Source organism: Actinomadura litoris (genome assembly GCF_009733595.1).
Taxonomy (GTDB): Bacteria; Actinomycetota; Actinomycetes; order Streptosporangiales; family Streptosporangiaceae; genus Spirillospora; species Spirillospora litoris.
Window position 1 is genome coordinate 452,531 of record NZ_WOFH01000003.1, and the last position, 19,939, is coordinate 472,469.

The following is a 19,939-nucleotide window of genomic DNA, read 5'->3' on the forward strand; positions in this document are numbered from 1 at the left end:
GTCGCGCTCTGCGCCGACGGGGAGCCGCTCGACGCGGCGCTGCGGGCGAAGCTCGACGCGAACGGCGTCTCCGTCCGCCGCGCGGCCGTCACCCGCCTGACCGGCGCCGACGGCCGGCTCGACCGGATCGAGTTCGCCGGCGGCCCGCCCCTGCCCGAGGCGCCGTGTTCGTCGTCAACGTCCCGCGCCAGGCATCCGACCTCGCGGCCCGCCTCGGCTGCGCCGCCTTCGCCGACGGCTGCGTGGAGGTGGACGAGTTCGGCCGGACCAGCGTGCCGATGCCGCTGTCGGCGGTCGTCGCCGCCGCCGCGAGCGGCACCGTCGCCGCCGCGGTCCTCGACCAGGACCTGGTCTGCGCCGACTTCGACCTGCCCCACCCCTTCGCGAAGGCGGGGGGCTGACCGCGATGCCGACCGAGACCAGGTCCGCTGCCGCGCCGGGGGTGTCGGTGCGCGGCCTCGGCCTGCCGCTCGGGGCGGCGGCCTTCGGGAACCCGCTGACCCGCGAGCCGCACGGCCGCACGGCCGGACCGGCCGCGACCGCCGCCGCCGTCCCCGACGCGCTGAGCTGGGGCGTGACCGCCGCGCTCGTCCCGGTGGCACTGGTCGCCCTCCTCCCGCGAACGGTCGGTCGGCCGGAGCCCGCGTAGGCGGGCGAAGGCGTCGAGCGCCCCGAACAGGGGGCCATGTCACATCGTGGGGCCGGTGTCCGTCCCAGAGCCTGATGGTCGTGCCGTCTTGCTGATCGGCCGACGAAAAGCACCAACACTCAGGACGGGACGAACGAAAATGAAGATCGCCGTTATCGGAGGGAGCGGTCTCGTCGGCCGTCGCGTCGTCGAACTGCTGGACGGCCGCGCCGAGGTGGCGTCGGTCTGCGGCGCGGCCGGGGTCGACCTCCGCACCGGCGCCGGTCTCGACGAGGCGCTGGAGGGCGCCGGCGCCGTCGTCGACGTCCTCGACGCCCCGCTCCTGGACGCGGAGGGCGCCCCGGCCTTCTTCCGCGACACGATGCTGCGGCTGACGGCTGCGGCGGAGCGCGCGGGCGTCGGCCACCACGTGCTGCTGTCGATCGTCGGCGTCGACAGGATCGTCGGCAGCCCGCGCTACATCGGGAAGCGCGTCCAGGAGGTGCTGACGCTCTGCGCGCCCGCCCCGGCCACGGTCGTCCGCGCCACCCAGTTCCACGGCTTCGCGGAGCAGGTCGCCTCGTGGAGCAGGCGGTCCGAGCCGGGGAAGGCCGACACCGTGACGGTGCCCCCGCTGCTCGTGCAGCCGTGCGCGGTGGACGACGTCGCCCGCGTGCTGGTCGGGCTGGCCCTGGACGGCCCGGCCGGCGAGCAGATCATCGAGGTGGCGGGCCCCGGGAGGGAGGACCTGGTGGACATGGCCCGCCGGACCTTCGCCGCGCGCGGGGACGAGGTCCGTATCGTCCCGAGCTGGGACGGGCCTTTCGGCACCGAGTACTCCGGTGACGTGCTGCTGCCCGGCCCCGGCGCGCGCCTGCTGGGGACGGGCTTCGAGCGGTGGCTGGCCGAGCGGTCCGGTTACACGGTCGAGTGAGTGCCGGGCCGACCCGCGGGCTCCGCGGCCGGTTCGCGGTCGGCGAGGAGGAGGTAGATCGCGGCGGACAGCAGCGCGCAGACGGCGGTGCTCGCCCACAGGACGGTCTGCCAGGCGTCGGTGAACCCGTGCGCGATGGCGTCGAGGAGGCTCGCGCGCCCGTCGGCGGGAAGGCCCGCCAGGGCGCCGTCGAGGTCGCCGGAGTTCACGCTGTCGGCCACCGCCCCCGGGTCCTCGGCCCGGCCGGGCGGCGCCGCCCGGCTCAGCCGGTGCTCGGTGAGGTTGACCAGGGCCGAGCCCGCCGCCGCGATGACGACCGCCTCGCTGCCCAGCCGGAGCGTGTTGAGGAACCCCGCCGCCGTGCCGGTGGCCCGGGGGTCGACGACGGTCAGGACGGCGCCGTCCACCAGCCCGAAGTTGAGGCCCAGGCCGACCCCGAGCGTGATCAGCGGACCGGCCAGTGCCGCGGGCCCGATGTCGGGGCGCAGGACGGCGGCCAGCCACGCGCCGCCGCCGGTCAGCAGCACCAGGCTCAGCGTGAAGACGGCGCGCGACGGCAGCCCGCGCCTGATCAGGAGCCCGGCGAGCAGCGGCGCGACCAGGATCGGCGCGGTCATCAGCAGCATCGTGGCCCCCGCAGCCCGGCTGGACATGCCGCTCGCGACCACCAGGTAGTTCGGCAGCAGCGGCAGCAGGATCACGAACGAGAACGACACGACCACGGGGATCAGGCACAGCGCCATGAACCTCCGGTTGCGGACGAGGCCCAGGTCGAGCATCGGGTCGGGGCGGCGCCGCTCCACCAGCACGAAGACCACCGCCAGGAGGACCGCCCCCGCGAGCAGCCCCAGCACGCCGGGGCTGGCCCATCCCCACTGCGGTCCCTCGACCATGCCGAACATCAGCAGGAACACGCCGCCCGCGAAGGCCGCGGTCCCGGCCCAGTCGACCCGCGCGGCCGACTCGGCCCGCGACTCCCGCAGAAGCGGCACGGCGGCCAGCACCGGCAGCATCGCCAGCGCGTGCGACCCGAAGAACCACCGCCAGCCGAGGGAGTCGGCCAGCGTTCCGGCCGCCATGGCGCCGAGCGCGAGCCCGCCGCCGGTGGCGATGCCGACGGCGGCGAAGGCCCGGACCCGCGCCCGCCCCGCGAACGCCGTGGCGAGGATCGAGCTTCCGCTGGTCAGCAGGGCGGCGGCGCCCACCCCCGCCAGCGCGCGCATGAGGTCGAGCAGCAGGACGTCCCGCGCCACCGCGCTCGCCAGCGACGCCGCCGTGAACAGCGCCGCGCCCGCCGCGAACAGCCGCCGCCTGCCGAGCAGGTCGGCGAGCGAGCCGCAGGCCAGCATGAAGCACGCGAAGGTCAGGTTGTAGGCGTGCACGACCCACTGGAGCGCCTCCAGCGACGCGCCGGTGTCGCGTTCGATGTGCGGCAGCGCCACCCCCGACCCGGTCACCGACGTCGGCAGCACCACCAGCGTCAGCAGGACGGCGGCGAGGGTGACCGCCGGAGTGCGCGAGGTCATGCCGCGGGGACCGACCCGAGCAGGCCGCCGTCGACCACCAGGTCCTGCCCGGTGACGTAGGAGGCGTCGTCGGAGGCGAGGAACGCCACGGCCGCCGCGACCTCGTCGGGATGGCCGAGGACGCCGAGCGGCACCTGCGCCGAGTCGCGGGCCTCGGCCCCGGGCTCGGGATTGGCGGCCCGGTACATCTCGGTGTCGATGTAGCCGGGGCTGACGGAGTTGACGCGGATCCCCTGCGGGGCGAGCTCGGCGCCCAGCGTCCGCGCGAGGTTGTGGGCCGCCGCCTTCCCGGCGGAGTACACCGAGGCGATCGCCAGCCCGCGATGCAGGGTCCAGGACGCGTTGATGACGACGGAGCCGCCGTCGCGCATCAGCTTCCGCGCCTTCTGGACGGTGAAGAAGACCCCCTTGAGGTTGACGCCGATCATCCCGTCGAAATCGGCCTCGGTGATGTCGGCGCTCGGCTTGAAGACGCCCACCCCCGCGTTGGCGAAGACCGCGTCCAGCCCGCCCCGCCACGTCTCGATCAGCCTCATCAGGCGGTCGAGGTCGGGGAGCGAGGCGACGTCGGCGCGGACGCCGAGGACCCCTTCCCCCAGCCGCGCGACGGCGTCGTCCAGCCGCTTCTCGTCGCGGCCGGTGACGGCGACGTGGGCGCCCTCGTCGAGCAGGCGGCGCGCGGCGGCGAAGCCGATGCCGCTGGTCCCGCCGGTGATCAGAACGGTCTTGCCGGTGAATCGCTGCATACCGACGATCCTCGGCCGGACGCGGCGGACCCGGCAGCGTCCAGTGGGCCTGGGTCTGCCACCACCACCCTCAGCCCGCGAGCGGCGCGGGTTCCTCCAGCAGCGCGGTGAGCCGGGACGGCGTCGTCCCGTCCTGGGCGGGGGTGTGGAGCATCAACCGGTGTCCCGGCAGATCGGTCAGCGGAAGGGTCGTGTACTCGAAGAGCAGTTCCCCGGCCGAGGGGTGCAGAACGGCCTTGACGCCCTGGGCGGCGCTGCCGACATGGTGCTCGGCCCACAGTTCGGCGAAGGCGGGGCTGGCGGCGCGCATGTCGGCGGCAAGCCGTTCGAACTCCGGGTCGTCCGGGTAGCGGGCGGCGTCCGCCCGGAACTGCCCGACGATGGCGCGCGCCGCGTCCCGCCAGTGGCGCACGGTCGAGCGCAGCCGGGCGTTGGTGAAGAAGCTCACCAGGCAGTTGTGGTCGCCCGCGCCGTAACCGAACACGACCTCGGCCGCCCGGTTGACCGCGACCAGGTTCCAGTGCCGGTCGATGACGTAGGCGGGACGGGGCGACCACTCCTCGATCAGCCGCCGCAGGCCGTCCGGCACCTCCCGCTCCACCGGCGCCGCCTTCGGCGGGTTGAGCCCGGCGAGCAGGTAGAGGTGCTCCCGCTCGGCGCCGTCCAGCCGCAGCACCCGGGAGACCGACTCCAGCACCTCCGCCGACACGTTGATCTCGCGCCCCTGCTCCAGCCAGGTGTACCAGGAGACGCCGACCCCGGCCAGGACCGCGACCTCCTCCCGCCGGAGCCCCGCCGTCCGGCGGCCGCCGCCCGCCGCCATGCCGACGTCCTCCGGCGTGAGCCGGGCGCGCCGGGACCGCAGGAACTCCCGGATCTCGTCCCGGCGCCGCCGCCGCGCCTCCGCGGAAAGCCGCGCACCACCCATGCCCGCATGTTAGGCGGTCCGCGGCCGGACGCCCCGTGGTGGGACCCCCCGTGGCGGGGCACCCCGTGGTAGGCCGTCGACGGGCTGGGTAGGCGGGACGACACGTCTGAACGACGGGCGGTGAGAGGAGAGCGGATCCATGGCAACGACGACGGTCGCCGATCACCTACTGGCGCGTTTGCGCGAGTGGGGGGTCGAGAAGGTGTTCGGGTACCCGGGCGACGGGATCAACGGGCTGATGGCCGCCTGGGGACGCGCCGGGAACGAGCCGCAGTTCGTCCAGTCGCGGCACGAGGAGATGAGCGCCTTCCAGGCGGTCGGGTACGCCAAGTTCACCGGGCGGGTCGGGGTGTGCGCGGCGACGTCGGGGCCGGGCGCCGTCCACCTGCTGAACGGGCTCTACGACGCCAAGCTCGACCACGTGCCCGTCGTCGCGATCGTCGGCCAGACCAACCGCAGCGCGATGGGCGGCTCCTACCAGCAGGAGGTGGACCTGCTGTCGCTCTACAAGGACGTGGCGGGCGACTACGTCCAGGTGGTCACGGTGCCCGAGCAGCTCCCGAACGTGCTGGACCGGGCGATCCGCGTCGCGATGGCCGAGCGGACGCCGACCGCCCTGATCGTCCACGCCGACGTCCAGGAGCTGGAGTACAGCCCGCCCGCGCACGCGTTCAAGATGGTCCCCTCCAGCCTGGGGGTGTCGCTGCCGTCGATCGCCGCCGACGCGGAGGCGGTCGCCCGCGCCGCCGAGGTCCTCAACGCGGGCAGGAAGGTCGCGATCCTCGCGGGCGCGGGGGCCAGGGGCGCCGCCACCGAGCTGCGCCAGGTGGCCGACCTGCTCGGCGCGGGCGTCGCGAAGGCGCTGCTCGGCAAGGACGTCCTTCCGGACGATCTGCCCTACGTCACCGGCTCGATCGGGCTGCTCGGCACCCGGCCCAGCTACGAGCTGATGAACGGCTGCGACACCCTCCTCACGGTCGGCTCCAGCTTCCCCTACACCCAGTTCATGCCGGAGCTGGACCAGGCGCGCGGGGTGCAGATCGACATCGACCCCAAGCTGATCGGCATGCGCTACCCCTACGAGGTCAACCTCGTCGGCGACGCGGCCTCGACGCTGCGCGCGCTGATCCCGCTGCTGGAGCGCAAGGACGATCGGGGCTGGCGCGAGACCGTCGAGGGTAACGTGCGGCGCTGGCGGAAGACCGTGGCGGAGGAGGCCATGGTGGACGCCGATCCGATCAACCCGATGCGGCTGTTCCACGAGCTGTCGGAGCGGCTGCCGGACGACGCGATCGTCGTCGCCGACTCGGGGTCGGCGGCGAACTGGTACGCCCGCAACCTGAGCTTCCGCGACGGCGTGCGCGGCTCCCTGTCGGGGACGCTGGCCACGATGGGGCCGGGCGTCCCGTACGGGATCGGGGCGAAGTTCGGCCACCCCGGACGGCCGGTGATCGTGTTCGAGGGCGACGGCGCGATGCAGATGAACGGGATGGCCGAGCTGCTCACGATCCGGCACTACTGGGAGCAGTGGGAGGACCCGCGGCTGGTCGTCGCGATCCTCCACAACAACGACCTCAACCAGGTCACGTGGGAGATGCGCGCGATGCAGGGCGCGCCGAAGTTCACCGAGTCGCAGACGCTGCCCGAGTGCGACTACGCCGCGTTCGCGGCGGGCAACGGGCTCAACGCGATCAAGGTGGAGGAGCCCGGCCAGATCGCCTCGGCCTGGGAGGCGGCGCTCGCGGCCGACCGGCCGACCGTGCTGGACGTCCTGGTGGACCCCGACATCCCGCCGATCCCGCCGCACGCGACCTTCGAGCAGGCCAAGGACACCGCCAAGGCGATGGCGAAGGGCGACGAGGACCGCCGGGGCGTCGTCCAGAAGGGCCTCAAGGTCAAGATGCGGGAGCTCCTCCCGCACCGCTCCGGCAGGTGAGGGCCACGAGCGGCCGGGACGCCAGGTCTGGAGGGTGAGCAGCAGGCTGCGCGGCCTGGCGCTGTCGTCGAAGGCGCCGTGCGCGCCGTGGTCCCGGTCGGCGTCGCACGGCTCCCACAGGTTGCCGGGGTCGACCTCGGGCCGCCGGGCGCCGGTCTGCTGCGACCGGTACCCGGTCCGGCCGAGGTAGCGGTCGAGCAGCCCCGGGACGACCTTCTCGGCGAGCAGCGTCGCGATCGTCGAGCCGCCGACCCAGCGCTCCCGGCGCCGGGGGTTGTCGGCGGCGTGGACGACGGCGCGGGCGGCCACCTCGGGCTGGTAGATCGGCGGCACCGGCCGCGGGCGGCGCGGCAGCCGGGAGCGGACCCAGTCGAACTGGGGGGTGCTGAGGGCGGGCAGCTGGACCATCGTCACCTTGACCGCGCTGCGGTCGTGCAGCAGTTCGGCGCGCAGCGACTCGGTGAAGCCCTCGACGGCGTGCTTGGCGCCGCAGTAGGCCGACTGGAGCGGGATCCCGCGGTAGGCCGGCGCCGAGCCGACCTGGACGATCACGCCCGAGTCGCGCGGCCTCATCCGCGCGAGCGCGGCCCGCGTGCCGTGCGCGGTCCCGAGGTAGGTGACCTCGGTGACGCGGCGGTACTCCTCGGGCGTGATCTCGTCGAACGGCGCGAAGACGCCGGTGAAGGCGTTGTTCACCCACACCCCGATCGGCCCGAGCGTGCGCTCGACCCGGTCTAGTGGTCGAGGCGTGCCGCGCATTCGAGGAGCAGGGCGTGCACGAAGGCCTGCGGGAGGTTCCCGCGCATCTGCCGCTGCTCCACGTCGTACTCCTCGGACAGCAGCCCGGCGGGCCCGCACGCGGAGCGGTTGCGCTCGAACCAGCGCAGCGCGGCCGCCACGTCCCCCCGCTGGTGGGTGGCGAGCGCGGCGAGGAACCCGCACGGCAGGAACGCGCCCTCGGCCTCGCCGAGCGGCCGCTCGGCGTGCCGGAACCGGTAGGCGTAGCCGTCGTCGGTGAGCTCGGTGAGGTAGGCGTCGAGCGTGCGGCGGCTGCGTGGGTCGTCCGCGGGCACGGCGCCGCGGATCGCGGGCAGCAGCAGCGCGCCGTCCAGCCCCGGGTCGCCGGGCGAGCGCTGCCAGCGGCCGGACGGGTGGACGGCGCGGGACGCCGTCGCCGCCACGATGGCGTCGGCCCGCCCGGTCTCCCCGACGGCGCGCAGCCCGGCCGCGCAGTTGAGGGCGCTGTGCGTCCACCGGCGGTCGTCCAGCTCCCAGATGCCCGCGTCCGGGTCGCGCCAGCGCTCGTCGACGGCGGCGACCGCCGTGCGCAGGGCCCGCCTGCCGTCGGCGTCGAGCCCGTCGCGCTCGGCCGCGGCGCCGAGCAGCAGCAGCGCGTCGCCGAAGCCGTCGAGCTGGAACCGGCCGGTCATCTGGTTCCCCACCCGGTCGTAGCCGCCCGGGTAGCCGGGCAGCTTCAGCACGTCCTGCTCGGGCACCGGCCCGCCGGTGCTCGTGTAGGCGGGCTTGAGGCGCGGACCGTCCTCCAGGACGCGCGCGGTGACGAACCGCACCGCGTCGTCGAAGAGCCGCTCGGCCCCGGCGGCGGCCGCCGCGAGGCCCGCGAAGCACTGGTCGCGGATCCAGACGTAGCGGTAGTCGTAGTTGCGGCCCGCCTCGCTGCGCTCGGGCAGGCTCGTGGTCGCCGCCGCGACCATCCCCCCGCTCGCGCCGGTCATGCCGCGCATGACGGCGTGGGCGTGCCGCGCGTCCCGGTCGGCGATCGTGCGCGGGCGCGGCACCGCGCGGTGCCAGGCCGTTTCGGTGGCGTGCCAGACGCGGTCCGCGACCGGCGGCTCCTTGCGCGGGGGACGGTCGGTGATCTCCAGGACCAGGTCGTGGCGCGTTCCAGCCGGAACCGTGAGGTCCAGTTCGAGGCCCCGCCCGCGCCGGGCCCCGGCCGCGCCCGTCCAGCGGAACCACAGGCCGCCCGCGTCGCCCGTCCAGGCGCCGTGGAAGTCCGGACGAAAGGCCCCGAAGCCGGGGCGCGGGTCGCAGACGACGCGGACGCGGGCGTCCCCCTCGCGGGCGACGATCTGCCGGAGCAGCACCGCGCGGCCGGGCTCGCCCGGGAACGCCAGGGCCTCCCGGCACTCGATGACCCCGTCGTCGGTCACCCACCGGCTGCGCCAGATCAGCGTGCCGGGCTCGTAGGCGCCGCCCCACACGAACCGCTCCCGGGGCGTGACCGCGTAGATCCCGGGCCCGCCGATCAGGGAGGCGAACACCGCGTCGCCGTCCCAGCGCGGCGCGCACATCCAGCAGAACTCCCCGCGCGGGCCGACGACGACGCCCCGCTCGCCGTCGGCGATGAGCGCGTACTCCCGCAGCACCTGCGGGGGGTAGCGGTCGTCGTTCATGCCACCCGGTACTCCTCCGCGTCCCGCCTGCGGAACTCCAGGCCGATCCCGGGCGCGTCGTCCCGGGGGCGGACGACCCCGCCGGACGGGACGAGCGCGCCGTCGAAGAGCATCGACTCGACGCGGACGTGGTCGTGGAACCACTCGATGTGGCGGGCGTTCGGGACGGCCGCCATCACGGCCGCGTGCAGGTGCGGCGCGCAGTGGGCGGACAGGTCCCGGGCGTGCGCGCGGGCGAACGCGGCGACCCGGAGGAACTCGGTGATCCCGCCGACCCGGGTCACGTCGGCCTGCGGGCAGTCGACGGCGTCGATCAGGCGGACGTAGTAGGGCAGGTCGTAGCCGTACTCCCCGGCCGCCACCTCGCACGGCACCGCGTCGCGGACCGCGCGCAGGCCGGCGACGTCGTCGGAGGACACCGGCTCCTCGAACCACCGCAGGTCGGGCGCCGCCTCGGCGACCCGCACGGCCTGCTTGGCGGTGTAGGCGCCGTTGGCGTCGGCGTACAGCTCGGTGTCGGGGCCGATGACCTCGCGGGCGACGCGCAGCCGCTCCAGGTCGCGGCCGGTCCGGGCGCCCCGCCCCTCGCCGATCTTGATCTTCACGCGAGGGATGCCGAGGTCGCCGGCCCAGTTGCCGAGCTGGTCGCGCAGCCGCGCGTGGCCGTCGGTGGTGAAGCCGCCCGAGCCGTACACGGGGACCTCGTCGTGGACGGCGCCGAGCAGCCGGTGCAGCGGCAGGCCGAGCAGCCGCGCCTTCAGGTCCCACAGAGCGCAGTCGACCGCCGAGATCGCCATGGCGCAGACGCCGGGACGCCCCGCGTTGCGGACGGCGCGGCACATCCGCTCGTGCGCCCCGGGCGGGTCGAGCGCGCCGGTGTCGCGGACCACCGGCGCGAGCAGCGCGGTGACCGCCCCGGCGACGGCCGCCGGGCCGTAGGTCCAGCCGAGGCCGGTCCACTCCTCGCTGGACGCCTCGACGAGCACGAGCGTCGTCGAGGCCCAGGCCAGCGTGCCGTCCGCCTCCGGGCCGTCCGTCGGGATCGTGTACGCGGCGGCGGTCAGCTCGATCACAGCGGCTCCGCGGGGAGTTCGGCGAGGTGCGGGGCCCGCACGCCGGTGCCGTCGGCGATCCGCGTGCGGCAGGAGAACCCGTCGGCCGGCACGGTCGTACCCGGACCGGCGTCGCGGACGCGGGGCCACAGCCCGGGTTCGGCGGCGCCGACCGAGACCTCGTAGCGGCCCCGCTCGAAGCCGAAGTTGCCCGCCGGGCCGCAGCAGCCCACGTCGAGGACCTCGGCCTGGACGCCCGCGCGGCGCAGCACCTCCGCGTCGGCCTCGACCCCCCAGACGGTGTGCTGGTGGCAGTGCGGCTGGGCGATGGCGGCGCGCCCGGCGCCCGGGTGGAAGTTGTCGGTGAAGGCGTCCGGCCGCAGGACGACCGGGGGCGCGGCGAGTTCGGCGTTCAGGTCGTCCAGGCAGGCCCGGGGCTCGACGACCGCGCGGCGGCGGCCGGTGTCCAGCGACACCGGCCGGCCGCGGTACCTGGACCGGTCGATCACCACGGCGGCGTTGCGGCACTGGCCGGCCAGGCTCGTCCCGCCGCCCTGCGACAGCACGGGCACGCCGTGCTCGCGGCAGACCGCGACCGCCTCGACGGCCGCGTCGATGCTCCGGGGGACGGCCACGCCGATCGGCGGCTGCCGGTAGTCGGAGGCGTAGGCCGCCCGCGACCCGGCGTCGAAGCGCACCTCGCCGTCGACCCTGACCGCGAGATCACGTTCAAGCGTGTCGAACATACGCGTCGAACTACCCGGGCCGCCGGATCTAACCTCAGGCCCGCTGTGACAGGGGCTGCGGCCTGCATGGGGAAGGGGCCGAGACCTTGACCGGGCGATGACCGAAAGCGGATTGGCCGTTTAGGCGATCTCACGAGGGTAGACGTTGCGTCATGTCCACTTTGGACACATTTCTCCGACCAAAGGAGGGGATGACATGACTGGGCCGATCGCCCAGCAGGCGCCGAACACCGCCCAGAGCGGCAGGTCCGGCAGCGGACTCGTCGATGTCGTCGACCTGATCCTGGAAAAGGGTCTGGTCATCGACCTCTACGCCCGGGTGTCGCTGGTGGGGATCGAGATCCTCACGGTGGACGTCCGGATCGTCGTCGCCAGCGTCGACACCTACCTCCGGTTCGCCGAGGCGGTGAACCGCCTCGACATCGCCCACGACGGCACCTCGCAGGGGCTGCCCGAGTTCGTCGGGGGCCTGGAGGAGTCCGGCGCGAAGAAGAAGACGCGCGGTGCCCTCCAGGGCGCCTCGGACAAGCTGAAGGAGACCTTCGGCGGCGACTCCGACTCCGACTCCGAGAAGGAGTCCGAGCCCTCGCGGCGCCGCTCCTCCCGCAAGAAGGAGGACGACGACTCATGACGACCCCGCAGTACGTGTACGGGGTGACCCGCAAGGGGGCGGCGCTGCCCGACGGTGTGACCGGGCTCGACGACCGGCCGGTCGCGCTGGTGGCCGACGGCGAGTGCGCCGCGCTCGTCAGCGACCTGCCGGTCGGCCGCGCGCTCGGCGAGCGCCCCGACCTGGAGGCGCACCAGCGGGTCCTGGGAGCGATGGTCCACGCGGGCATCGTCGTCGTGCCGCTCCGGTTCGGGGCCGCGATGGAGGGGCGCGAGGCCGTCGAGCGGGAGCTGCTCGCCGCGAACTCCGACCGGTTCGTCCACATGCTGGACCGCCTGGAGGGCCGCGTCGAGCTGCGGCTGCGCGGCACCTACATCCAGGACGCGGTGCTCCGCGAGATCATGCAGGCCGAGCCCGAGATCGCCGAGCTGTCCAAGCGGCTGCGCGAGGTGCCCGCCGACGCGGCCGACGCGGTCTACTACGACCGGATCCGGCTCGGCGAGCTGATCGCGGGCGCGATGGAGCAGCGCCGCGAGACCGACGCCCAGCTGCTGCTGGAGGGCGCCGCCCCGGCGGCCGAGGCCGTGATCCCGAGGCCGCCCGCCCGCGAGGAGGACGTCGTGGACGCCTCCTTCCTGGTCCCCGTCGAGCGGCGCGCCGAGTTCGACGCGGCCGTCGAGGAGCTGAGCCGCGCGCACGCCGACCGCGTCCGGATCCGGGTGGTGGGGCCGCTGCCGCCCTACGACTTCGTCCCGGAGGCGTGAGCCATGGGGCTGTTCACCGGACTGCTGACCCTGCCGCTGGCGCCCGTGCGCGGCGTGACCTGGCTGGCCGAGACGCTGGTCACGCAGGCGGAGGAGCGGCTCTATGACCCGGGGCGCATCAACGCCGAACTACAGGGGCTCGCCGACCGGGTGGCGGACGGCGAGCTGACCGAGGAGGAGGCGGCCGCGGCGGAGGACGAGCTGTTCGAGCGGCTGATCGAGGGCCGCCGCCGCGCCGCGTCCCTCGGCGGAGCGGGGGGATAGCCCGTGCCGATGCCCGCGTCCAAGGCCGCCGAGTACGCGGTCGAGCACGTCACCGCCATGACCGGCCGCAGCGCCGAGTCCGTCGTCGGGATGGAGCGCGCGGACGGGGACGGCTGGCGGGTCACGGTCGAGGTCGTGGAGACCCGCCGCATCCCCGACTCCGCCGACATCCTGGCGGTCTACGAAACCGAGGTGGACGGGGACGGCGAGCTGGTCGCCTACCGCCGCGTCCGCCGCTATCCGCGCGGACGGGTCGAGAGGGAGTGAACGGGGTTTGAGTGAGATGTCCTGGACCGGTGCCCGGTCTCCCCTCGCCGGGGGGAGCCCGCCGGGCGGCGGCTCGGCCAACCTGGCCGACCTGCTGGAGCGCATCCTCGACAAGGGCATCGTGATCGTCGGCGACGTGCGGGTGAACCTGCTCGACATCGAGCTGCTGACGATCAAGCTGCGGCTGCTGGTCGCCTCGGTCGACCGCGCCAAGGAGATGGGCATCGACTGGTGGGAGCACGACCCGTCGCTGTCGTCCAAGGCCCGGCGGGACGGGGTCGAGGGCGGCCGCGACCGGGAGCTGGAGGAGGAGAACCGGCGGCTGCGCGAGCGGCTCGCCGCGCTGGAGGCAGGCGGGGCCGGTGACGGGGCCGAGTCGCGGAAGGAGAGCCGATCATGACCGAGGTCCGGACGGACGGCGGCACCGCCGTCTACCTGTACGGGGTGGCGCGCGACCTGGACCCGGCCGCGCTGCCCGGCACCGGGGTGGCGGGCGCGCCCGTGCGCGGCGTGCCCGCCGCCGGGCTGACCGCGCTGGTCAGCACCGTCCGGCTGGAGGAGTACGGGGAGGCGGCGCTGCGCGCCAACCTGGAGGATCTGGCCTGGCTGGAGGCGACCGCCCGCACCCACCACGCGGTGGTGGAGCGGGCCGCGCGCGCGGCGCCGACCGCCCCGGTCCGGATCGCGACGATCTACAGCGACGACGACCGCGTCGCCGAGGTCCTGACGTCCGAGGGCGGCCGGTTCGCCGAGATCCTGGACCGCGTCGCCGGGCGGACGGAATGGGGCGTCAAGGCGTACGCGGCCCCGGCCCCGGCCGTCCAGGACGCCCCGCCCGCCGAGCCGAGCTCGGGCACCGCCTACCTGCGCGGCCGCCAGCGCGAGCAGCGCCGCCGCGCCGACGCCGGACGCCGCTCCGCCGAACTGGCGGGCGAGCTGCACGCCGAACTCGCCGACGGCGCCGTGGCGTCCCGGCACCACCCGGCGCAGGACGCGCGGCTGTCCGGGCGCACCGACGTCCAGGTCCTCAACGCCGCCTACCTGCTGGACGACGACCGGGTGGAGGAGTTCCTGGCGGCGGCGCAGCGGGCGCAGGACCGGCTGGCGGGCATCGAGCTGGAGGTCACGGGCCCGTGGCCGCCCTACTCCTTCATCGAAGGGGACCGGTGACCGCCGCCCTCGACACCGGCGGCGGCCGCCCGCTGGAGCGGATCGCGCTGGTCGACCTGCTCGACCGGCTGCTCGCCGGCGGCGTCGTCATCGCCGGCGACCTGGTCATCTCCGTGTCGGGTGTCGACCTGGTGCGGGTGTCGCTGCGCGCGCTGATCACCACCGTCCTGGACGAGGCGTCCGGCGAGGAGGCACCGTGACCCGACCGACCGAGCCCGCCTGGAAGCTGCGCACCGACCCCGAGACCGTCGAGCGCGACCTCGTGAAGCTGGTGCTGACGCTGGTGGAGCTGATCCGGCAGCTGATGGAGCGGCAGGCGCTGCGCCGCGTCGACGGCGGCGACCTGTCCGACGAGCAGGTCGAGGAGCTGGGGCTGGCGCTGATGCGGCTGAACCACGCGATGACCACGCTCAAGGACCACTTCGGCCTGGACGACCACGACCTCAACCTCGACCTGGGCCCCCTCGGCCCGCTCCTCCCGCCCGACTGAGCGCTAGCCCCAGGGGAGCTGGAGGAGAGCGAGCACCGGCGCGGGCGGGCGGAGGCCGCGGGTGCCCGGCCAGCCGAACGCCACGGCCAGCGCCGCCGCGAGGACGCCACCGCCGATGTCGCCCGCCGTCCACAGCACCAGCGGGTGCCCGTGCGGCGGTACGTGCCCGCCATGGAGGACGGCGGCCCGGTACCCACGGGTGGACGCCTCGACGGCGCCGGTCACGGCGCGGCCGGGCAGCAGGGCGAGCGCCGCCGTCCCGGCGGTCAGCAGGACGCCGGGGGCGAGCATCGTCCAGGGCAGGCCGACCGGCCGGGGCGTCGTCTCCGGATCCTCGTGGGCCTTCGACGGGTGCCGCGCCGGACGTCCCGCGCCGCGGAAGACACCCCCGGCCCAGACCAGGACGTAGGAGAGCGCGGTCACAGCGTCCTCCCGAGGAACCGCGCGTAGACCAGCACGCCCGCCCGCGCGGCACCGGCCGCTCCTCGAACCCCGACCCCCGGTGCAGGATCAGCACATCGCGCTCCGGGTCGACCTGCGCCACGTAGGCCGTCGGCCACACCGACCGGCCGAGGGAGGCCAGGCCGCGGACCACCTCCGCCGGGATCACCGCCGAGACGATCGCCCGGCCGCCGGGTCAGCGTTCCGCGAGCATCTCGACGCGAAGTCCTTCGAGGGTGCTGCGCAGGAGGCGGGAGACGTGCATCTGGGAGAGGCCGATCTGCTCGGCTATCTGCGCCTGGGTCTTGTTGCCGAAGAACCGCAGGAGCAGGATCGTCCGCTCGCGTTCGGGGAGGTCGTCGACCAGGGGGCCGAGGGCCTGGGCGTCGATGAGGTCCTCCAGCGCGCCGTCGTCGGTCCCGAGGCGCTCGCCGATGGTGCCGTCCTCCTGGTGCGCGTCGTTCGGCGCCTCCAGGGACAGCGGGCGGTAGGCGTCGCAGGCGCCGATGGTCTCGACGGTCTCCTCCTCGGTGATGCCCATCCGAGCGGAGATCTCGGTGGTCGTGGGGGAGCGCCCGTGATCCTGGGTGAACTCCTGGACGGTGCGCTGGAGGATGGGGCGGAGCTCCTGGAGCCGCCGCGACACATGGACGCTCCATGTCTTGTCGCGGAAATGGCGCTTCACCTCCCCGAGCATCATCGGATAGGCGTAGGCGACGAAGCGGTCGCCGATCTCGGGGTCGAACCGGTTGATGGCCTTGATCAGCCCCACATAGGCGACCTGCTGGAGGTCGTCGAGCGGCTCACCTCGGTCGGCGTAGCGCCGCGCCACGCCCCGGACGAGTGAGGCGTGCAGGTCCACGACGCGGCCGCGGAGGCGTTCCCGGCGCGGATCGTCGCTCGCGAGCCGCTTCATCTCGGCCAGCATGTTCTCGGTCTGTCCATCGTCGTATCGCTGCGTGGCCTGCGTCCTTGTCATCCGGGGGGCCTTTCCGCTCGGCATGAGCGAGCTTCCGCTCACTTCTTCGGCTACCCACGGAATGGCCCTTCATACGACCCGCCTTCGGGAGAGACGCGTTCCACCCGCTCAGAGCGTGTGCGTCACCGGTCGGGAGTTCGGCCATGTATTGCGGAGGGGCCGCCTTTCCGATTGTGCTTCCCTGATCACTGATCGTGATAATCGCCTGGTCGGACGGATGGCCGCCGCCTGGAGATCTCTGTGCCCTGGACATAGGGACCATGGTCCGTTTAAGGTAAGCGGACCATGGTCCGAGTGAAGGGATGTTCATGATGCGCGTGCGCCATCTCCTGGTCGCCGCGGCGGTCGGCGGCCTGCTGCTCGCCGCCTCCGAAGCGTCCGCCCAGCCGTCCCCCCGAGCGGAGCCGGCCGCCGACAAGCCGGTCTACGTTCCGCTCCACGGCGGACGGTGGCTGCCCTGCGAAGGTCTCGCCGGGTGCACGTACAAGCCGCTGCGGGGCGACCCGCGGACCGGCCCGTCGGAGAGCGTCTTCCGGCTGAAGGCGGGCACCGGCTTCGACCGCCACTGGCACACGAGCCCCGAGCACGTCCTCGGCGTCTCGGGCAGGCTCGTCTGGAACGTCGAGGGCGGGCCGCGCGCCCGCATCGGCCAGGGCGACTTCCTCTACTACCCGTCCAAGGCGGTTCACTGGGGCGAATGCCTGAAGGGTGCCGACTGCGTCTACAAGGTCTACGACGACCTGCCCTACGACTTCCACGCGGGCCGGTAAGGGGGCCTCCGGCGCGGGCCCGGCCGCCGGGGGTGAGTAGGTTCTGTTCGGTGGCCATGTCGGGAAGGGAGGGCCGCGATGGGCGCCTACGCCGTCGTCGGGGCCGGGCTCACCGGCGCCGCGACCGCCTGGCAGCTGGCCCGGCGCGGCCACGAGGTCACCGTGCTGGAGCGCTCCACCCCGGCCAACGCCGAGGGCAGCTCGCACGGGTCCGCGCGGATCCTCCGGTACGGCTACGCCGACCCCTTCTACGTCCGGCTGGTCGCCGACGCGCGGGCCGAGTGGGACGAGCTGGAGCGCCGCTCCGGCGAGCGCCTCATCGACCCGACCGGCTCCCTCGACTTCGGTGCCGCCCGCGACCCGGCGGCCCTGGCCGCCGTGTTCGAGCGGGTCGGCGTCGACCACGAGCTGCTCACCGCCGCCGAGGCCGCCGCGCGCTGGCCGGGCTTCGCCTTCGAGGGCGGTTCCGGCGTGCTGTGGCACCCGGCGGCCGGGGTGATCGACGCGGAGTCCGCGGTGGCGGCCATGCTGCGGCTGGCGCGGGCGGACGGCGCCCGGGTCGAGACCGGCCGGCCGGTGACCTCGATCGAGTGGGCGGGCGCCGGTTACCGGCTGCTGGGCCCGGACGGGCATGCCGAGGAGGCCGAGAGGGTCGTCATCGCCATCGGCGGCTGGCTGCCCGACCTCCTCGGCGACCTCCCCCTGCCCGCGCCGTTCCTGGCCGCTCTCCCTCCGCTCCAGGTGATGCAGGAGAACGCTTACCACTTTCCCTGCCGCGAAGCCGGGGAAAGGGTATGGCCGACATTCATACATAAGGAGTCGACCATTCTGGTATACGGCCTTCCAGGCGGACGCGACGCCGCCCGCACCGGCGGCAGGTCCGGCATAAAAGTGGCCGAGTTCAACGGCGGGCGGCCGATCCGGAGCGCCGCCGCCCAGAACGGCGGGATCGACCCGGCCAACCGCGCGCGGCTCGTCGAGCACGTCCGGCGGACGCTGCCCGGCCTCGTCCCCGAGCCCTACGCCGAGACGACCTGCCTTTTCACCAACACCCCCACGGAAGACTTCGTGATCGACGGCGTCGAGGGAATCACCGTGGCCTCGCCCTGCTCCGGGCACGGCGCCAAGTTCGCTCCGCTCCTCGGCCGAATCATCGCCGATTCGGCATCGGGCGAACGCGCCGCCCCAGAACGTTTCCGCGTGACCGTGTAGCGCGGAATGGCGCGGCCCCCCTTCAATGGCTGTGCCATGATGACCCGGTGGACGACAAGAGGATCGTGCCTCCCCTTGAGGGCGATGAACGCAGCGTTCTGGCCGCCTTCCTTCAATACCACCGCGAGACGCTGGCCATGAAATGCGCGGGGCTGACCCCCGAACAGCTCAAGCGCAGGTCGGTGCCGCCGTCGAGCATGTCGCTGCTCGGGCTGGTCCGGCACATGGCCGAGGTCGAGCGGATCTGGTTCCGGATCAGGCTGTCCGGCGAGGACATCCCCCTCCGGTGGAAGCGGCGGCCCGGCGACGACATCGACTTCGAGGTCGACGCGGCCGATCCCGAGGAGGCCTTCGCGGCCTGGAACGAGGAGTGCGCGCGGTCCCGCGACATCGTGGCGGCGGCCGAATCCCTCGACGTCACCGGCCGTGACGGCGACTGGAGCTTCTCGCTCCGCTGGATCCTCGCCCACCTGATCGAGGAGTACGCGCGGCACAACGGCCACGCCGACCTGCTCCGCGAGAGCATCGACGGAAGCACCGGAGAATAGTCTCCCGCGTTCGCGGAGCCGCCCGGAGGCACCGGACGGCGGTGCGGTCAGCCCGCCTTGCCGCGGGCGATGTAGACCTTCATGCCGGTGAAGTCGAGCGTGACGTTGTACGGCTTGTAGAAGCTGTGGGAGAAGTGCGCCAGCACATCGAATCCCTCCCCCTGGGGCGGGTCCTCGTCCGCGCTCGCGAAGGCACCGCCGGCGGCGCCCGCGAAGGCGAATCCGCCGGCGCCGCCGCCCTTGTCCGCGTAGCAGTAGACGTGCTTGGCGGTGGCGTCGCCGAGGCGGATCTCGTGCGGGTAGCAGGGGTAGCTGATGACCGGCTGGCCTCCGGCGTAGGCCTCCACCGGCCGGTCGTAGTCGGTGCGGACCCGCAGCCGCTGCGCCGTCTCGACGGCCATTCCCGCGGCCGTCTCGCCGGTGCCGCCGACGTCCATCGCCACCACCCGCGTCCCGGAGTCGGCGACGCTGCCCCTGCTGTGCAGCAGGTGCTCGCGGGCCAACCACATCGGCAGCGGGTCGGCACCCGCGCGCCCGGCGTCGGCGCGCGCCTTCCTGGCCGCCTCGGGGGTCCGGCGGCGCAGGATCAGCGACCGGCCCGCGTAGTCGACCGTGGTCAGGAAGTGGTACAGGATCCAGGTGCCGATGATGCCGTCCGCGGCCGCGGAGGAGGCCTCCTCATCACCCGTCCACTGGACGGGGACGTTGCGCAGTTCGATCCCGCCCAGCCTGAACGACTCCAGCACGCCGAAGTAGTGCCAGATCTCGCGGCCCGCGTACTCGATCTTCTGGCTGGCGACGGCTTCGAGCCCGGCCTCCTTGGCCGTCTTCGCCGAAAGGCCCAGCCACGGGACGCGGCTGTAGAACGTGAAGCGCTTCTGCGGCCCGCCGTTGACCGAGGCGGGCAGTATCGGGAACGGGTCCAACTCGGTCCAGGCCGCGCGGCCGACGTCGCCGTGGACCTGGTACGCCTCGCCGCGGATCGCCCCGAACCACTTGGCGTAGACGTCCTCGCCGGCCGCCTGCCAGCGCGGCACGGAAAGGGCGAACTTGTCCTGCCGGATATAGCAGTCGCCCAAGAGGCGGTTGGTCTCCTTGTCGGCGGGCGCGAGTCCGAGCGCCATCGTGAGGTACTTCTCCGCGTCGGGGAACTTGTTGCCCAGTAGCCCGACATAGCCGCGCCGGCGTGCCGCGTGCACGTTCTTGGGATCCTTCTTCAGGATCTCCTCGTAGGCGCGGCCCGCCCGCTCGAACTCCCCGGCCTTGAACAACGCGTCCGCGTCGCCGTCCTCGGCTCGCGCCGCGGCCGTCCTGCCCAGCAGCGGCGCGGTCGCGGCGGCGCCGGTCACCAGGGCGGCGCCCCGCAGCAGCGACCGCCGACCCCATTCGCGGGCGTTGGCCATATCCCTCTCCTCTTCACGGTCACCTCTCGGAGCCGGGGCGTCATGCCCTCGGCGCGGACCGCCGTGGTCCGCGCCTCTACTGAAGAGGAGAGGCCGTCGCGGTGGCGT

24 protein-coding genes and 1 pseudogene are annotated in these 19,939 nt (G+C 74.0%); 15 read left to right on the forward strand and 10 right to left on the reverse strand.

Annotation, left to right across the window (positions count from 1 at the left end; translation table 11 throughout):
* The first annotated feature begins 164 nt into the window (after positions 1-164).
* The 3 genes from GNZ18_RS41130 (at position 165) to GNZ18_RS09690 (ending at position 1,562) form a co-directional block, all read left to right on the forward strand.
* Positions 165-401 (forward strand): NAD(P)/FAD-dependent oxidoreductase, encoded by a 237-nt coding sequence (locus GNZ18_RS41130; protein ID WP_216651223.1) that lies wholly within the window; start codon positions 165-167, stop codon positions 399-401.
* Between the two features lie 5 nt (positions 402-406).
* Entirely contained in the window at positions 407-649 is a 243-nt protein-coding gene (locus tag GNZ18_RS09685; protein WP_156215913.1) for a hypothetical protein, read from the forward strand.
* 139 nt (positions 650-788) lie between these two features.
* The gene (locus GNZ18_RS09690; RefSeq protein ID WP_156215914.1) at positions 789-1,562 is read left to right on the forward strand and encodes an SDR family oxidoreductase; all 774 of its coding nucleotides are present in this window, start codon (positions 789-791) and stop codon (positions 1,560-1,562) included.
* On the opposite strand, the gene GNZ18_RS09695 is transcribed toward GNZ18_RS09690, so the two are convergent.
* The 3 genes from GNZ18_RS09695 to GNZ18_RS09705 form a co-directional block, all read right to left on the reverse strand.
* Positions 1,547-3,088, reverse strand: coding sequence for an MFS transporter (locus tag GNZ18_RS09695; RefSeq protein ID WP_156215915.1), 1,542 nt, complete (start codon positions 3,086-3,088; stop codon positions 1,547-1,549). The genes GNZ18_RS09690 and GNZ18_RS09695 overlap by 16 nt on opposite strands.
* Positions 3,085-3,834: an SDR family NAD(P)-dependent oxidoreductase gene (locus tag GNZ18_RS09700; RefSeq protein WP_156215916.1), complete on the reverse strand. Its 750-nt coding sequence runs from the start codon at positions 3,832-3,834 to the stop codon at positions 3,085-3,087. Before GNZ18_RS09700 ends, GNZ18_RS09695 begins: the two co-directional genes overlap by 4 nt.
* A 70-nt stretch (positions 3,835-3,904) precedes the next feature.
* Positions 3,905-4,762 carry a helix-turn-helix transcriptional regulator gene (locus GNZ18_RS09705; RefSeq protein ID WP_156215917.1) on the reverse strand — a complete coding sequence of 286 codons (858 nt, stop codon included), beginning with the start codon at positions 4,760-4,762 and terminating at the stop codon, positions 3,905-3,907.
* A gap of 139 nt (positions 4,763-4,901) precedes the next feature.
* Between GNZ18_RS09705 and GNZ18_RS09710 the strand changes: the two genes are divergently transcribed.
* Positions 4,902-6,698 (forward strand): thiamine pyrophosphate-requiring protein, encoded by a 1,797-nt coding sequence (locus GNZ18_RS09710; protein WP_156215918.1) that lies wholly within the window; start codon positions 4,902-4,904, stop codon positions 6,696-6,698.
* 36 nt (positions 6,699-6,734) lie between these two features.
* On the opposite strand, the pseudogene GNZ18_RS09715 reads toward GNZ18_RS09710, so the two are convergent.
* From GNZ18_RS09715 to GNZ18_RS42010, 4 genes and pseudogenes are all read right to left on the reverse strand, one after another.
* Positions 6,735-7,457: pseudogene (locus GNZ18_RS09715) on the reverse strand (SDR family oxidoreductase); the annotation flags it as partial.
* On the reverse strand, positions 7,433-9,115 hold the full coding sequence (locus GNZ18_RS09720) for a glycoside hydrolase family 15 protein (RefSeq protein ID WP_156215919.1): 1,683 nt from the start codon (positions 9,113-9,115) through the stop codon (positions 7,433-7,435). The pseudogene GNZ18_RS09715 and the gene GNZ18_RS09720, both read right to left, overlap by 25 nt.
* Positions 9,112-10,188, reverse strand: a complete 1,077-nt coding sequence (locus tag GNZ18_RS09725; RefSeq protein ID WP_214617307.1) for an enolase C-terminal domain-like protein — start codon at positions 10,186-10,188, stop codon at positions 9,112-9,114. The genes GNZ18_RS09720 and GNZ18_RS09725 overlap by 4 nt, the downstream gene beginning before the upstream one ends.
* Complete coding sequence (locus GNZ18_RS42010) at positions 10,185-10,913, reverse strand: FAD-binding protein (protein WP_156215920.1); 729 nt, start codon at positions 10,911-10,913, stop codon at positions 10,185-10,187. The genes GNZ18_RS09725 and GNZ18_RS42010 overlap by 4 nt, the downstream gene beginning before the upstream one ends.
* A gap of 196 nt (positions 10,914-11,109) precedes the next feature.
* Here GNZ18_RS42010 and gvpJ point away from each other — a divergent pair, with 196 nt between their 5' ends.
* The 8 genes from gvpJ to GNZ18_RS09770 are packed head-to-tail and all read left to right on the forward strand — an operon-like array spanning position 11,110 to position 14,478.
* Positions 11,110-11,544, forward strand: a complete 435-nt coding sequence (gene gvpJ, locus GNZ18_RS09735) for a gas vesicle protein GvpJ (RefSeq protein ID WP_156215921.1) — start codon at positions 11,110-11,112, stop codon at positions 11,542-11,544.
* Positions 11,541-12,287 (forward strand): GvpL/GvpF family gas vesicle protein, encoded by a 747-nt coding sequence (locus tag GNZ18_RS09740; protein ID WP_156215922.1) that lies wholly within the window; start codon positions 11,541-11,543, stop codon positions 12,285-12,287. Before gvpJ ends, GNZ18_RS09740 begins: the two co-directional genes overlap by 4 nt.
* A 3-nt stretch (positions 12,288-12,290) precedes the next feature.
* Complete coding sequence (locus tag GNZ18_RS09745) at positions 12,291-12,551, forward strand: gas vesicle protein GvpG (RefSeq protein ID WP_156215923.1); 261 nt, start codon at positions 12,291-12,293, stop codon at positions 12,549-12,551.
* A gap of 9 nt (positions 12,552-12,560) precedes the next feature.
* Positions 12,561-12,818, forward strand: a complete 258-nt coding sequence (gvpO, locus tag GNZ18_RS09750) for a gas vesicle protein GvpO (RefSeq protein WP_156215924.1) — start codon at positions 12,561-12,563, stop codon at positions 12,816-12,818.
* Between the two features lie 16 nt (positions 12,819-12,834).
* Positions 12,835-13,218 carry a gas vesicle protein gene (locus GNZ18_RS09755; RefSeq protein WP_156215925.1) on the forward strand — a complete coding sequence of 128 codons (384 nt, stop codon included), beginning with the start codon at positions 12,835-12,837 and terminating at the stop codon, positions 13,216-13,218.
* The gene (locus GNZ18_RS09760) at positions 13,215-13,988 is read left to right on the forward strand and encodes a GvpL/GvpF family gas vesicle protein (protein WP_156215926.1); all 774 of its coding nucleotides are present in this window, start codon (positions 13,215-13,217) and stop codon (positions 13,986-13,988) included. The genes GNZ18_RS09755 and GNZ18_RS09760 overlap by 4 nt, the downstream gene beginning before the upstream one ends.
* A complete protein-coding gene (locus GNZ18_RS09765) occupies positions 13,985-14,188 on the forward strand; it encodes a gas vesicle protein (protein ID WP_312874404.1) in 204 nt (67 codons plus the stop codon). The genes GNZ18_RS09760 and GNZ18_RS09765 overlap by 4 nt, the downstream gene beginning before the upstream one ends.
* Positions 14,185-14,478 (forward strand): gas vesicle protein K, encoded by a 294-nt coding sequence (locus GNZ18_RS09770; RefSeq protein WP_242884687.1) that lies wholly within the window; start codon positions 14,185-14,187, stop codon positions 14,476-14,478. The genes GNZ18_RS09765 and GNZ18_RS09770 overlap by 4 nt, the downstream gene beginning before the upstream one ends.
* A 3-nt stretch (positions 14,479-14,481) precedes the next feature.
* Here the strand turns inward: GNZ18_RS09770 and GNZ18_RS09775 are convergent, their stop codons facing one another.
* Together GNZ18_RS09775 and GNZ18_RS09780 are read right to left on the reverse strand one after the other, a co-directional pair.
* Positions 14,482-14,901 carry a hypothetical protein gene (locus GNZ18_RS09775; protein WP_156215927.1) on the reverse strand — a complete coding sequence of 140 codons (420 nt, stop codon included), beginning with the start codon at positions 14,899-14,901 and terminating at the stop codon, positions 14,482-14,484.
* Between the two features lie 214 nt (positions 14,902-15,115).
* Positions 15,116-15,898, reverse strand: coding sequence for a SigB/SigF/SigG family RNA polymerase sigma factor (locus GNZ18_RS09780; RefSeq protein WP_173390709.1), 783 nt, complete (start codon positions 15,896-15,898; stop codon positions 15,116-15,118).
* A gap of 308 nt (positions 15,899-16,206) precedes the next feature.
* Here GNZ18_RS09780 and GNZ18_RS09785 point away from each other — a divergent pair, with 308 nt between their 5' ends.
* The 3 genes from GNZ18_RS09785 to GNZ18_RS09795 all read left to right on the forward strand — a co-directional run bounded on the left by GNZ18_RS09785 (position 16,207) and on the right by GNZ18_RS09795 (position 18,428).
* Positions 16,207-16,668 carry a cupin domain-containing protein gene (locus GNZ18_RS09785; protein WP_173390710.1) on the forward strand — a complete coding sequence of 154 codons (462 nt, stop codon included), beginning with the start codon at positions 16,207-16,209 and terminating at the stop codon, positions 16,666-16,668.
* A 78-nt stretch (positions 16,669-16,746) separates the two neighbouring features.
* Positions 16,747-17,880 (forward strand): FAD-dependent oxidoreductase, encoded by a 1,134-nt coding sequence (locus GNZ18_RS09790; RefSeq protein WP_156215930.1) that lies wholly within the window; start codon positions 16,747-16,749, stop codon positions 17,878-17,880.
* A 47-nt stretch (positions 17,881-17,927) separates the two neighbouring features.
* Positions 17,928-18,428, forward strand: a complete 501-nt coding sequence (locus tag GNZ18_RS09795) for a DinB family protein (protein WP_214617294.1) — start codon at positions 17,928-17,930, stop codon at positions 18,426-18,428.
* A 47-nt stretch (positions 18,429-18,475) separates the two neighbouring features.
* On the opposite strand, the gene GNZ18_RS09800 is transcribed toward GNZ18_RS09795, so the two are convergent.
* On the reverse strand, positions 18,476-19,831 hold the full coding sequence (locus tag GNZ18_RS09800) for a tetratricopeptide repeat protein (protein WP_156215931.1): 1,356 nt from the start codon (positions 19,829-19,831) through the stop codon (positions 18,476-18,478).
* Positions 19,832-19,939 lie beyond the last annotated feature (108 nt).

Coding starts and splice junctions, on each gene's coding strand:
- GNZ18_RS09720 (WP_156215919.1), bottom strand. CDS start 9,115: ATGAACGACGACCGCTACCCCCCGCAGGTGCTGCGGGAGTACGCGCTC.
- GNZ18_RS09700 (WP_156215916.1), bottom strand. CDS start 3,834: ATGCAGCGATTCACCGGCAAGACCGTTCTGATCACCGGCGGGACCAGC.
- GNZ18_RS42010 (WP_156215920.1), bottom strand. CDS start 10,913: ATGTTCGACACGCTTGAACGTGATCTCGCGGTCAGGGTCGACGGCGAG.
- GNZ18_RS09755 (WP_156215925.1), top strand. CDS start 12,835: ATGTCCTGGACCGGTGCCCGGTCTCCCCTCGCCGGGGGGAGCCCGCCG.
- GNZ18_RS09800 (WP_156215931.1), bottom strand. CDS start 19,831: ATGGCCAACGCCCGCGAATGGGGTCGGCGGTCGCTGCTGCGGGGCGCC.
- GNZ18_RS09780 (WP_173390709.1), bottom strand. CDS start 15,898: ATGACAAGGACGCAGGCCACGCAGCGATACGACGATGGACAGACCGAG.
- gvpJ (WP_156215921.1), top strand. CDS start 11,110: ATGACTGGGCCGATCGCCCAGCAGGCGCCGAACACCGCCCAGAGCGGC.
- GNZ18_RS09785 (WP_173390710.1), top strand. CDS start 16,207: ATGATGCGCGTGCGCCATCTCCTGGTCGCCGCGGCGGTCGGCGGCCTG.
- GNZ18_RS09760 (WP_156215926.1), top strand. CDS start 13,215: ATGACCGAGGTCCGGACGGACGGCGGCACCGCCGTCTACCTGTACGGG.
- GNZ18_RS09695 (WP_156215915.1), bottom strand. CDS start 3,088: ATGACCTCGCGCACTCCGGCGGTCACCCTCGCCGCCGTCCTGCTGACG.
- GNZ18_RS09690 (WP_156215914.1), top strand. CDS start 789: ATGAAGATCGCCGTTATCGGAGGGAGCGGTCTCGTCGGCCGTCGCGTC.
- GNZ18_RS09685 (WP_156215913.1), top strand. CDS start 407: ATGCCGACCGAGACCAGGTCCGCTGCCGCGCCGGGGGTGTCGGTGCGC.
- GNZ18_RS09705 (WP_156215917.1), bottom strand. CDS start 4,762: ATGGGTGGTGCGCGGCTTTCCGCGGAGGCGCGGCGGCGGCGCCGGGAC.
- GNZ18_RS09710 (WP_156215918.1), top strand. CDS start 4,902: ATGGCAACGACGACGGTCGCCGATCACCTACTGGCGCGTTTGCGCGAG.
- gvpO (WP_156215924.1), top strand. CDS start 12,561: ATGCCCGCGTCCAAGGCCGCCGAGTACGCGGTCGAGCACGTCACCGCC.
- GNZ18_RS09745 (WP_156215923.1), top strand. CDS start 12,291: ATGGGGCTGTTCACCGGACTGCTGACCCTGCCGCTGGCGCCCGTGCGC.
- GNZ18_RS09740 (WP_156215922.1), top strand. CDS start 11,541: ATGACGACCCCGCAGTACGTGTACGGGGTGACCCGCAAGGGGGCGGCG.
- GNZ18_RS09790 (WP_156215930.1), top strand. CDS start 16,747: ATGGGCGCCTACGCCGTCGTCGGGGCCGGGCTCACCGGCGCCGCGACC.